14 protein-coding genes are annotated in these 11,766 nt (G+C 67.4%); 9 read left to right on the forward strand and 5 right to left on the reverse strand.

Annotated features, from left to right (window positions below; translation table 11 throughout):
• Nucleotides 1–419, reverse strand: a 419-nt coding sequence (locus AB0M52_RS22030; protein ID WP_363956639.1) for an Lrp/AsnC family transcriptional regulator, incomplete at its 3' end; no start/stop codon positions are given.
• A 94-nt stretch (nt 420–513) separates the two neighbouring features.
• Between AB0M52_RS22030 and AB0M52_RS22035 the strand changes: the two genes are divergently transcribed.
• The 3 genes from AB0M52_RS22035 (at nt 514) to AB0M52_RS22045 (ending at nt 2,238) form a co-directional block, all read left to right on the forward strand.
• Nucleotides 514–1,365, forward strand: coding sequence for a TIGR03619 family F420-dependent LLM class oxidoreductase (locus AB0M52_RS22035; protein ID WP_363956642.1), 852 nt, complete (start codon nt 514–516; stop codon nt 1,363–1,365).
• Complete coding sequence (locus tag AB0M52_RS22040) at nt 1,362–1,787, forward strand: nucleoside deaminase (RefSeq protein ID WP_363956645.1); 426 nt, start codon at nt 1,362–1,364, stop codon at nt 1,785–1,787. The genes AB0M52_RS22035 and AB0M52_RS22040 overlap by 4 nt, the downstream gene beginning before the upstream one ends.
• A 163-nt stretch (nt 1,788–1,950) precedes the next feature.
• A complete protein-coding gene (locus AB0M52_RS22045; RefSeq protein WP_363956648.1) occupies nt 1,951–2,238 on the forward strand; it encodes a hypothetical protein in 288 nt (95 codons plus the stop codon).
• A 148-nt stretch (nt 2,239–2,386) separates the two neighbouring features.
• Here AB0M52_RS22045 and AB0M52_RS22050 read toward each other — a convergent pair whose 3' ends face one another.
• The 3 genes from AB0M52_RS22050 to AB0M52_RS22060 form a co-directional block, all read right to left on the reverse strand.
• The gene (locus tag AB0M52_RS22050) at nt 2,387–2,908 is read right to left on the reverse strand and encodes a DUF6193 family natural product biosynthesis protein (RefSeq protein WP_363956651.1); all 522 of its coding nucleotides are present in this window, start codon (nt 2,906–2,908) and stop codon (nt 2,387–2,389) included.
• 261 nt (nt 2,909–3,169) lie between these two features.
• Complete coding sequence (locus AB0M52_RS22055) at nt 3,170–3,955, reverse strand: fused MFS/spermidine synthase (protein WP_363956654.1); 786 nt, start codon at nt 3,953–3,955, stop codon at nt 3,170–3,172.
• A gap of 521 nt (nt 3,956–4,476) precedes the next feature.
• On the reverse strand, nt 4,477–5,415 hold the full coding sequence (locus AB0M52_RS22060; RefSeq protein ID WP_363956657.1) for a helix-turn-helix domain-containing protein: 939 nt from the start codon (nt 5,413–5,415) through the stop codon (nt 4,477–4,479).
• A 209-nt stretch (nt 5,416–5,624) separates the two neighbouring features.
• Here AB0M52_RS22060 and AB0M52_RS22065 point away from each other — a divergent pair, with 209 nt between their 5' ends.
• From AB0M52_RS22065 to AB0M52_RS22090, 6 genes are all read left to right on the forward strand, one after another.
• Complete coding sequence (locus AB0M52_RS22065) at nt 5,625–6,314, forward strand: DJ-1/PfpI family protein (protein WP_363956660.1); 690 nt, start codon at nt 5,625–5,627, stop codon at nt 6,312–6,314.
• A 55-nt stretch (nt 6,315–6,369) separates the two neighbouring features.
• Entirely contained in the window at nt 6,370–6,690 is a 321-nt protein-coding gene (locus AB0M52_RS22070; protein ID WP_363956663.1) for a hypothetical protein, read from the forward strand.
• Nucleotides 6,691–6,692: 2 nt separating this feature from the next.
• Entirely contained in the window at nt 6,693–7,154 is a 462-nt protein-coding gene (locus tag AB0M52_RS22075) for a hypothetical protein (protein WP_363956666.1), read from the forward strand.
• Nucleotides 7,151–7,453, forward strand: a complete 303-nt coding sequence (locus AB0M52_RS22080; protein WP_363956667.1) for a DUF3817 domain-containing protein — start codon at nt 7,151–7,153, stop codon at nt 7,451–7,453. The genes AB0M52_RS22075 and AB0M52_RS22080 overlap by 4 nt, the downstream gene beginning before the upstream one ends.
• Nucleotides 7,454–7,577: 124 nt before the next feature.
• The gene (locus AB0M52_RS22085) at nt 7,578–7,949 is read left to right on the forward strand and encodes a hypothetical protein (protein WP_363956670.1); all 372 of its coding nucleotides are present in this window, start codon (nt 7,578–7,580) and stop codon (nt 7,947–7,949) included.
• Between the two features lie 459 nt (nt 7,950–8,408).
• Nucleotides 8,409–9,914 carry an ISL3 family transposase gene (locus AB0M52_RS22090; protein ID WP_363956673.1) on the forward strand — a complete coding sequence of 502 codons (1,506 nt, stop codon included), beginning with the start codon at nt 8,409–8,411 and terminating at the stop codon, nt 9,912–9,914.
• Between the two features lie 184 nt (nt 9,915–10,098).
• Here the strand turns inward: AB0M52_RS22090 and AB0M52_RS22095 are convergent, their stop codons facing one another.
• Entirely contained in the window at nt 10,099–11,247 is a 1,149-nt protein-coding gene (locus tag AB0M52_RS22095) for an alpha/beta hydrolase (RefSeq protein ID WP_363956676.1), read from the reverse strand.
• Nucleotides 11,248–11,766 lie beyond the last annotated feature (519 nt).

Raw genomic sequence — 11,766 nt, forward strand, 5'->3', positions numbered from 1 at the left:
AGGGTGGCGCTGTAGACCACGTTGGTGGTGGTGCTGCCGAACGCGGCGAGTTCGTTGACGATCTGTTCGAGGTGCGCCATCGACGTCGCGGCCACCTTCAGTACGTAACAGTCGTCTCCGGTGGTGCGCAGGCACTCCAGGATCTCGAACCGTCGCTCCAGGAGCCGGTGCAGCGGTTCGTGCCGGCTGCCGGGGTACTTCAGCCGGACCACGGCGAGTACGGCGAAGCCTGCCTTGGGCAGGTCGACCTCGGCGCGGTAGCCCCTGATCACACCGATCGCCTCCAGCCGCCGCACCCGTTCGCTGGTGGCCGACGCGCTCAGCTTGACCCGGCGGCTGAGCTCGGTGATGGGCACGCGGCCCTCGCCCTGCAACTCGGCCAGGATCAACCAATCGACAGCGTCAAGATTCTCGGCCATGGGGCCAATCTACCGGCGGATTCATGGGAAAGGCCGGCAAAGGCCGGGAACATGATGTTCACAATCTGAGCCCGCCGTGACTAGCGTGGGAGCCGTGCACATTGGCGTGAACGTACCGAACTTTGCCCCGGGCACAAACCCCGATGTGCTGCGGCAGTGGGCGCAGACGGTCGAGGGCCTCGGCTTCGACCTGCTGATGGTCTCCGATCACATCGCGGTTACCCCGGACGTGGCCGAACAGTATCCGGCGCCGTTCTATGAGCCGTTCACCACGCTGTCCTGGCTGGCCGGGGTGACCCACCGGGTCCGGCTGGGCACCACGGTCCTCATCGTTCCGTACCGGCACCCGCTGCTCACCGCCCGGATGGCGGCGAATCTCCACCGGCTCAGCGGGGGCCGGCTCGTCCTCGGCGTCGGGGTGGGCTGGGCCCGGCAGGAGTTCGAGGCGCTCGGCGTGCCGTTCCGGCGGCGCGGTGCGCTGACCGACGAGTACCTGCGCGCGATGCGCGACGCCTGGCGAAACACCGACGACTACGACACGGCGGCGATCCCGATCTGGGTGGGCGGCAACAGCGACGCCGGCATGCGTCGGGCAATCCTGCTCGGTGACGCCTGGCACCCGCTGCAGGTGACGCCCGGATGGCTGGCGGAGGCAGCCGGGCGGCTGAAGGCCACCGCCGACGAACTGGACCGCCCAGCGCCCGCGTTGATGCCGCGCATCAAACTCCGGCAGACCCGAGAAGCGGTCATCGCCCCGGACCGGCTCGCCGGTGTCGGCACCATCGATCAGATCATCGCCGACATCGACCAGATCCGTCTGCTCGGCGCGGAGGCGGTGGTGCTCGACCCGTTCAACGGTGACCTGGCCGAGATCCGCCAGCCCGAACGTGCCTGGCAGACCCTCGCGGCCGTGGCCGCGTACCACAAATCCCAGGAGGACCGATGACCCAGGACGACGAAACGTTTCTGCGCCGTGCCGTGGCACTCGCCAGCGAGGCCGGGGCATCCGGCGAGCGGCCCTTCGCCTCGTTGCTGGTCGGTGCGGACGGCACCGTCCTGATCGAGGACCACAACACCGTGGTCTCTGACTCGGACATCACCGCCCACCCGGAACTGAAGCTGGCCCGCTGGGCCGCCCGGGAACTCACCCCCGACGTGGCGGCCGCCACCACCATGTTCACCAGTTGCCAGCCCTGCCCGATGTGCGCGACCGCGATCGCCCGATCCGGCCTCGGGCGCGTGGTGTACGCCCTGTCCGCCGAACAGTTCGAGGAGGTCAAGCCGGCCACCCCGCCGCTGCCCGCCGTACGGTACGAGGGGCCGGCACTGTTCGACGAGGCGCGCCAGCCGATCGACAACTACTACTAGATAGCAGGCCCCGGAGGGTCGGGCCACCCGCAGGCCGCCGTCGACCGGGCTGAGTCTGGCAGAGTCCGCTACGACGCGTGACCTGTCGGCCGGGGTCGCGCACGGTCTGCCAGAAGCGGATGCCAACCGATCGTTCGGGAGCCTGCGATGCGAGCATCGTCGGGTGACCGATGAGCAGGCGCGGGTACTTGCGCACGGCGGAAACGTCGCGGTGACTTGGCTGAATGGCAGCGCCTTTCCAGGGATCCATGTCCAGGGCGACACCTTCGCTGAGCTGCATCGACTGCTTGCCGACGTGGCCAGCCGGCTGCGTCACACCGTGGGCGACAGCGAAGCATTGGACGATCTCGAGTACACGGTCGAGGAGATGACCAACATGCTGCGCTTCTACGAATCGGCACTCGCGGAGTGGGACGTCCGACGGCCGCACCACCGCCATGATGCGGGGTGAGGTTCGCCCACATCACTGCGCTACGCACCCGACTCAACGTGTCAATCGCCGGGACCGGTGTCGACCTCGGTCACGGCCACCCAGTCAGCAGCACGCGAACATGCAGCGCCGACGACGTCGGTCCTACCAGCCCAGCGGCGGCGCCCGCTCAGCCTGGCAGTTCGGCCAGTACGAGCCGGAGGGCGCCGGCCGCGTCGGTCTCGTCGTGGGCTCGCCCGTCGCGCGCCCGCACCACGTAGCGGTCGGGGGCCGATGCGGGGTCGACCATGGGGAGGTCCAGACTGAAGGGCCAATCCTGCTTCTTGCTGAAGCGGAGAGTCCAATGACTGGTGTACGGCCGCAACACGCGCAGCCGTGGCTCGTGGAACGCCAGAGCGAGAAAGGCCCGCAGTCGGATCCCCACCGGATCCCCGCAGTGGTTCTCGTACAACCACAGCCAGCTCGACTCACGGCGGTCGCCGCGTTCTCGTGCCTCGGCCATGGCAACCGAGCCCAGGAACGGCCACACCGCCGCGACCTGCCCCGGTCGGGCCCCGGACAGCCACCGCCACGTCACCTCGGCCGCCGCCGCCAGATCTGGGGCATGACCCTGCAAAAGGGTGGACCGGCCGACGCGGAGCGTGAGGTGAAACCTCCGCATCCACGGGCTCAGCAGCAGGTCCGCGCGCAACTCGCCGTTCTCTGCGGTCGCGGTGCGATAAGCGTTCTCGCTCTCCCGCGGGCCTGCCCGAAGCGGAATTGCCTTCCGGTCAAACTCGGCCTGTCACGCGAGATGCGCGTCGCCCACCGCAACCACCTCCGGATACCAACGCGCCGCCTCACCCCAACCGCCCGGTGCATCAGCCACCGCCCCATGATGGCGGCCCACCAATCCACGGGCCACCGCCGTCAGGGAGCCACCTGAGCGACGACGGCGGAAGGAATCCGGGGTCTAACGCTCGGCGTCGTCGGTGCGCGGCCGAGCGCCGGCGATGAACGTGTCGAGCGCCGGCCCGTGCAGCACGCCGCCGGGCAGCGGATCACGCAGCGCCCGCACCACCAGGCGCGCCACGGGCAGTCGGTGCAGGCGCGACGCCGCAGCGAGCACCACGTTGCCGTACCGCCGGCCGCGCAGCATCCGCCGGTCGGCGACGACGCACACGTCGGCGAAGACCGCCCGGAGGGTGGCCACCTGCACCCGGGTGACGACCAGGGGCGGCAGGTCCGTGACGTTGACCAGGTAGATGCCGTCCGGTCGCAGCACCCGGGCGACCTCGGCAGCGAACGCCACGGTGGTTACGTGCGGCGGCATCCGGGCCGCCCGATAGATGTCGGCGAGCACCAGGTCGTACGCGCCGGCAGGGGCCGCGGCGACCGCCTCCCGTGCGTCGGCGACATGGACCTCGACACCGGCCGGTCGGGGCGGCAGGTCGCGGGTCACCAGTTCGACCACAGCCGGATCCCGCTCGACGACCACCTGCGCCGAGCCGGGCCGGGTCGCGGCGACATAGCGCGGCAGCGTCAGTGCGCCGCCGCCGAGGTGCAGCACGTCCAGCGGATCACCGGCCGGCGCGGCGAGATCGGCCACGGCGGCCATCCGGCGGACGTACTCGAAGTGCAGGTACGTGGGATCGGCGAGATCCACGTACGACTGCTCGACGCCGCCGGCCAGGAGCGTACGCCCGGTGGGCCGCGCCGTGTCGACGACCAACTCGAGCCGGTCGTCGGATGCCTCCATGACCAGGCAGGTTAGTCCACCCCGCCCGTGGGACTTCCGGTTGTGTGGCTTCGGCATACGCGGGAGACGGCCGGCGGCGCTGCTGGGGCGCCGCCGGCTGGGTGTGCTGTCAGTTCTCGACGTCCACCGCCGGCGGGTTGTCGTTGGTGTGCTTCGATACCAGTACCAGGTTTTCAGAACTTGGGCTCGACCGGTGAGGCAAGCATGTCGGACCACTCGCGGAGTACGTGCTGGCAGCCGGCGGCTTGGACCACGACGTCACCAACGCCATGCCCATGATCAAGCCGTTCACTCGACGGCGCAGCGGCCCTGGCGTGCTCGCATCGCTCGCGAAGCCGCCGCAACCTGCGGAGGTACTGCCCGGCGTGGGACCGCTGCGCATCGTCCAGCGCCTGGGCGTTCGGGTCCGCGGCCGTTTCGTAGTAGGCGGCCTCCGCCGGCGCACGTGAAAGGACGTCACGAGGCGCGCGGTGAAGCGCGTGCATGCGCGCCGTGTTTCTTCGAGAAGCGATGCATCGGTATCAGCTGAAGCTGCGGCGGTAGGTGTGCGGGCTGACGCCGGTGGTGCGCTTGAAACGGTCGCGGAAGGCGGTGGGTGAGCCGAAGCCGACCTGGCTGGCGACGCGCTCGATGGAGTGGTGGGTGGTCTCCAGGAGGTGTTGGGCTAGGCGGATGCGGGCGCGGTGGAGCCACTGCAGCGGGGTGGTGCCGGTCTGTTCGCGGAAGCGGCGGATCAGGGTCCGGGTGCTGGTTCCGGCGCGGGCGGCGATGTCGGCGAGGGTGAGGTCGCGGCCCAGGTTGTCCTGCAGCCAGGTGAGCAGGGGTTCGAGGTCGGAGCCCTGGGGGGTGGGCGCGTGATCGTGGACGATGAACTGTGCTTGTCCTCCTTCGCGTTCGAGGGGCATGACGGACAGGCGGGCGGCGTCGGCGGCGACGGCTGAGCCGTAGTCGCGGCGGATCATGTGTAGGCACAGATCCAGGCCCGCGGCGGCGCCGGCCGAGGTGAGGAACTGGCCGTTGTCGACGTACAGGACATCCGGGTCGACCTTGATGTCCGGGTAGGTGGCGGCCAGGAGGTCGGCCGCGATCCAGTGGGTGGTGGCCCGCAGGCCGTCGAGCAGGCCGGTGGCGGCCAGGGGGAAGGTGCCTGAGCAGATGGAGGCGATCCGGGTGCCGTCCTTGGCCGCTGCTCGTAGCGCGTCGCGGACGTCGGGCGCGAGCGGGGCTGCGGGCGTGGCGGTACCGGGGACGATAATCGTGTCCGCGCCTCTGAGCCCTTCAAGGCTCCAAGGTGCGCGCAGGACGAAGGCTCCGGTGTCGATCTCCCGGTGCTCGGCGCACACGCGGATCTGGTAGCCGGGACGCCCGTCCGGGAGGCGGGTGCGGGTGAAGACCTCTATCGGGGTGGACAGGTCGAACGGGATCACCTGGTCCAGGGCGAGAACGGCGACGGTGTGCATGGCCAGAAGATAGCTCTCCGCCGGCTGGCAGACCCGGTCACAGCATCCGGAGAACTCTGTTTCTACCCAGTTCAGGGCCCTCTCGGCGATGGTGGCGCTATCCCGTTGGCATCTGGCATTAATGCCACTAGGAGGCGACGTGGCAGCTGGCTAGCGTCGGGGACGTCCCCGGCGCATGCCGGAGTTCCCCACTCCCGAAGGAACCATCCATGCACGCCCAGATTGTCCTGTTCGATGGTTTCGATCCACTCGATGTCATCGCCCCGTTCGAGGTGCTGTACGCCGGTGGCATCGCCTCCGGAGGCGCGGTGAGTGTGGAACTGGTCTCCGCTGAAGGGCCACGTGAGGTGGTCAGCGGCACTGGGGGCCTGGCTCTGCGCGCCACCGCTGCCCTCGACCCTCAGCGTGCGGGCGTGATCCTCGTTCCTGGCGCCTCGGGCCGCGTCGGCGAACCCGGCGAGATCCCAGACCAGGAGATGGGGACCGGGGAACGGCAGCAGGACGAATCCATTCCCGTGTTGCTGGGCCGCACCCTGACCACCGAGTTGCCCACGCTTTTGAAAGCGGCGATGGAAAGTCCGGAGGTGACCGTCAGCACGGTGTGCGGCGGCTCGCTCGTCCTGGCCATGGCTGGCTTGCTCGAGGGGCGTCACGCCACCACCCACCACCTGGGCTTGGACATGCTTGACGCCACTGGCGTCCACGCGGTGAACGCACGCGTCGTCGACGACGGCGACCTCGTCACCGGCGCCGGCGTCACCTCCGGACTCGACCTGGGCCTGTATCTGCTGGAGCGTGAGGTCGGCCCCAGGGTCGCCCACGCCGTCGAGGACCTGTTCGCCCATGAACGCCGCGGCACTGTCTGGCGCGATCAGGGCCCGGTGCCCACCGGCCTGTGACCGTACGCCCTCTGCCTCGCACCTCAGTTCACTTCACGTTAGGAAAACAGGCAACATGTCCGTCGAAGGCACCTGGGACCTGTCCATCTCCACCCCAATCGGCAAGATCAAGGCTGTGATCGAGCTGCGACGGCAGGCCGGTGTCCTGACCGGCACCGCTTTCGGGGCGGGAGAGGAAGTACCGCTCAGCGACGTTGTCCTCAACGGTGAGCGGCTTACGTGGAAGCAGGCCATCACCAAGCCCATGCGGCTGAATCTGGCCTTTGCCGTGGCGATCGACGGCGACACCCTGACCGGGACCTCCCAGGCCGGACGCCTCCCGGCCTCGAAGGTGACCGGCGAGCGCCGCATCGTTCGAGCAGCCACGGGGCACTGACCGTGACGAAACTCTTCCTCTCGCTGCATGTGCTGGCCGTCATTGTGGGCATCGGCCCGGTCACCGTCGCCGCGAGCATGTTCCCGAAAGCCGTACGCCGCGCCCACAGCGACCCCGGTGGCCGCGAGCCGCTCACGACCCTGCGGATGCTGCACCGCATCTGCCGTGTCTACGCGGCCGTCGGCATCGCGGTTCCCGTCTTCGGATTCGCCACGGCCAGCAGCCTCGGCGTCCTCGGCAGCGGATGGCTGATCGCCTCGATCCTCCTGACCACCGCAGCCGCCGCCATCCTGGCCCTGCTGATCCTGCCCGCCCAAGACGCTGCCCTTGCCGCGGCGCAGGCCCCCGGCTCCAGTTCCCGATCACCAGGCCGCCTCGCAGTGCTCACCGGCATCTTCAACCCGCTGTGGGCCACGGTCACCGTCCTGATGATCATCCGCCCCGGCTCCACCACCGGGGTTTGACCGTGCATCTGCGGCCGTTGCGCATCGCGGCACACGCCGAGCTCGTCTCGCTGATCATCATGCTGGCCAATCTCGCCACCGTTCACCTCAAACCCATCTCCTCGCTGATGGGCCCCACCCACGGCTGCGCCTACCTGTTCGTCGTGGTCGCAACCTGGCGCCTTCGGAAGGCCACGACCATCGCCAAGGCCGTTGCCGTTATTCCCGGCATCGGTGGCCTCCTCGCACTGCGACAACTCGCCCGCGCAACCCGCCAGGTCAGGGAAAGTGTGGACACGCCCGGAGTCGTCGGACCCTGACCTAGCTTGACTTGCGCCACCATGCCGGCGACCACATCCAGGAGCTGATCGTCGTTGACCCTGGCTCCGGGCTGGGTCGGTGCTGGGGCAACAGGCAGCCTTCAGACGGTGAATACTTCCGTTCATGACGCTGTCGCCGCCGAGGCCGGGCCTTGCTCTTCCGCCCCGGGCCAACCCAAGGGCTGCGCTCCTGGTGATGCTCGCCTGGTATTGCACGCTCGTCGTCTCGTTCGGCGTGTACGTGGGCTCGCTGTCCGCCCGCGTTCCGGCAGGTTGTGACGAGGGCTGTGATTCCGACCGGTCAAGGATGTTGCTATTCGGGCTCTACACGGCTACGCCAGCCCTCTTCCTTGCCCTGTTGATCAGCCTGTCGGTGCTCTGGCTCTTCAGCATCCGCAGCCGTAAGCGCTCGGCGGCGCTCATAGGCACACTGTCCGCCGTCCCCGCACTGATCGTTTCTGGTGTCATTGCTGCCGCCGTCCAGTCGCTGAACTGACGGCTCGGGCAGGTTATTGGTCAGGCACCGGAGCGGATCTCCTCGTCGAGCAGTCGCCAGACGTCCAGCCTCCCGGGACGGGGCCAAGGTGGAGCGCCCTACCAGCCGAGTCTCAATAGTTGGTGTCAAGGGTGGGGTTGTTGGGCTTGATCCGGCTGGCGGCTCGGGGCCATGAAACCGTGGGGCAGGTAGTTGCGTCGGTGGCGCAGCATCCGTTCTGTTTGCGGAGGCGGCGCCACTGTTCGTGTGCGGCGAAGACGCGGCTCAGGCCGTCGCGCTCGTCGCGTAGCTCGAGGAACTCGTCGAGGAGGTCGAACAGGGTCGCGACGGTACGGGCGTCGAGGGGGACTGTAAAAACAACGGCTCTGTCTCACATTCGGCTCTGTCTCACATTCGGTGGTGACCGAAGGTAGTCGATGTCGTTGAGATCATGTGTGCAAGATCGATGATCTTACGAAGATGGTGTTCTCCGGGCTGCTGCCGCTGGTGATCGATGACGTGGCGGACGAGGGCGACCGGATCCTGGTGCGGGCTCGGACTCCCGCAGGGCCGGTGGCGTGTCCGGGCTGCGCGGCGGTGACGGGCCGGGTGCACGGGTATCACCAGCGGACCCTCGCGGACGTGCCGATCGATGCCCGGCCGGTGGTGGTGCGGGTGCGGGTGCGTCGTCTGGTGTGTCCGACCCAGGGCTGTCGCCGAACGTTCCGGGAGCAACTTCCGGGGGTACTGCACCGCTACCAGCGCCGTACATGCCGGCTGATCTCGCAGGTCGGTGCGGTGGTGCGGCAGTTGGCCGGCCGTGCCGGGGCGCGGATGTTGTCGGCGCTGGCGGTGGTCGTGTCCCGGCACACCGCGCTGCGGGCGCTGCTGCGCCTGCCGTTGCCGCAGCGGCGGGTGCCTCGGGTACTTGGGGTGGACGATTTCGCGCTGCGGCGACGTCAGCGTTACGCCACCGTCCTGATCGACGCACTCACTCGTGAGCGCATCGACGTGTTGCCCGACCGCAAGGCCGCAACGCTGGAAGCATGGCTGCGGGAGCATCCCGGTGTCGAGGTGGTGTGTCGGGACTCCTCCGGCGCCTACGCCGAAGCGGTCCGCCGCGCCCTGCCCGCAGCGCTTCAGGTCGCGGACCGCTGGCATCTGTGGCACAACCTCGCCGAGGCCGTCCGCAAAGAGGTCACCGCGCACAGCACGTGCTGGGCCACCGCCGACCTGCCGCCGCAGGACGGCAAGCGGGCGGTGACCACCCGGCAGCGGTGGCAGCAGGTCCACGACCTGCTCGACAAGGGCGTCGGCCTGCTCGAATGCGCCCGCCGGCTCAACCTCGGCCTCAACACCGTCAAACGCTACGCCCGCATCAGCCAACCCGAACGCCTGGTCCGCGCACCCCACTACCGACCCACCCTCGTCGACCCATACCGCGACCACCTGCGCCGCCGCCGGGAACAAGACCCCGCCGTCGGCGCCACGCAACTCCTCGCCGAGATCAGGGAACTGGGCTACACCGGCAGCCTCAACCTGCTCTACCGCTACATCACCCAAGGCCGCGTCGAAGCCGACCGCCCAGCCCTATCGCCCCGACGCCTCACCCGCTACCTCCTAACCGCACCTGACCAGCTCAAAGAACATCAGCGGACGCTCGTCGACGCTCTGACCGCCGCCTGTCCACAGATGACCGCGTTGGCCGGCTTCATCGGCCCGTTCGCCGCGCTCCTCACGCCCGCAGCCGGCAACGACGACCGCCTCGACTCGTGGATCGCTGAGGTCAAGGCCACCGACCTGCCCCACCTGCACACCTTCATCCGCGGCCTCGGCCTGGACCGCGCCGCTGTCAACGCCGCCCTGACCCATCCGTTCCACAACGGCGGCACCGAAGGAATCAACACCAAAACCAAACTGATCAAACGACAAATGTACGGACGCGCGGGCTTCGCGCTCCTACGCCATCGAATCCTGCTCGGCTGACCAGCACCCTCCGTCACCACCGAATGTGAGACAGAGCCGTTAACTTGACAGACCCCCCCTTGATGAAGGGCCGAGGCTAACGACGCCGGCGGATAAACGGGAAGCTCCGGAGTTGCCGCAGTCGATTATTGGGCGAGGCTGTCACGCGCCGTCGACGAATGGGCGACACTAGCCTCCGCCGACGTTAGAGCGCCTGAACCCGGACAGGCAGTCCCCCGAGGGGAACCACGATAGGTCCCGGACCTATGTCAATAGGACTAAACCCTCCGAGCGATGTCCATTCATAGGCGCCATTGTTAATACCCGGCCGCGGGGGCCAGGGCAAAGGGCCACCCTGCATAATCTTTCCGTTCTTGATCCACTGGGCGGATAGATCATGCAACACCTTGTGCTTTCTTTCCCAGGGCATGAAGTGCCCAGTATTTGGGATACGGATCAACAGCTTTTTCTCGCCCTGAATAGCACGGTACAGCCACTTGACGTTGAATGGTGGTCCCGCATGCTCGGGCTCCTGACGAGTTATCTGGAGCATATCAAGGTCTCGCGGAGTGATAGCCAGCCCGTCGCGGTCCCCGTACACAATGGCCACTGGGATTTGTGAGCCGAGATATTGGTTTTTATGTACCTCGCGCCTGTTCCATCCCCACCGAACAGCAGTGCGGTTCCGCATCACACCCCCACCCCATTGCCGCCCTAGGTCGTCGTTTTGCATGATCGCACTCCACAAGGCCTCGTTGACGCCGCTCTCCCGCTGCGCGCCGTTCCTGACCTCGTTCTCCCACGGGGCCTCAAACTCCGATCTGGTCTGGATCGTCATCGGAAATCCGGCATAGTAGGGGCCTCCAGGAGGCGGATCACTGAACCCCCAGGGCGGGAAGACGGGTGCTAGCAGAAACAAGCTGCTCACCCCGAAGCCATACATGAAGTCGGGCGATCGCAGGTAGCGTCCCAGGCTGAACGCAGCTGCGGAATAGCCGACGAGAGCGATTTTCCTTGCACCATATCCAGAGATCCATTGGATTACGTTGTAAAGATCGCGCTGGTCGGTGCCCGTATTGCTATAGACATACGGCCACGGGTAGTTTCCGCTGCACTCGCGCGCCGGGTCGCTGAGCGGGGGAATCAGCTTCGCCTGGTCCGCTTTCAGCGCATTGCATGGTTTGTCCATATACTGCCGGTCAGAGCGCCCGACTCCCCACTGATCCATAATGAAGACACGTAGCCCCTCCTGCGCCAAACTTTCGGCCCAGCTATAGCCGCGCCATCGCCCTGTTGGGTCATCGCCGCCAAAATCGAATACGGGTAGACCTGAGACGGTTAAGCCATGCAGCATGAGGACGCGCGGTATGTCCTCTGGGAGATCTGCGTCCCTTACCTCCATTAGGTGTATGCGGTCGGCCCAGGATAGGCGGTGTACTTTCCGGACGATGTTCATGAGAAATCGCTCCTAAAGGCACTCGGTCATGTAGCCGGACGAGTCGGTTCGAGCGCCTACCCTCTGCCAGGGTGCGCGAAACGTCGGACCGGGTGCCCAACTGCTGGCCACCACCGCGGCCTGCTCGGTATCCAGGGCCGCGACCTAGCCGCCGATGATTCGGTGGTCAAACAGGCGGGCTGGCGTGACGGCGACGGCCCATAGGTTCCCAGCACCAGGAGTGGCAGCAGCGAGGGTCCACCAGCGCCCATAGTTGCTCGTTCACCGCAATCGGAGCACCCCGAGCGGGTAGGACCACGTTCCCAGAAGAGTCGAATTATCTCGGCTCAACGAAGTTGAAGGGGGTCGGCTGACGTTGCAGGCCTGTCCAGCGTGGACCCTGGTGTGAGGGTGCCCGTGGCCTCTGGTTGATCATCT

It is taken from the genome of Micromonospora sp. NPDC051296, assembly GCF_040682255.1.
Taxonomy (GTDB): Bacteria; Actinomycetota; Actinomycetes; order Mycobacteriales; family Micromonosporaceae; genus Micromonospora; species Micromonospora craterilacus.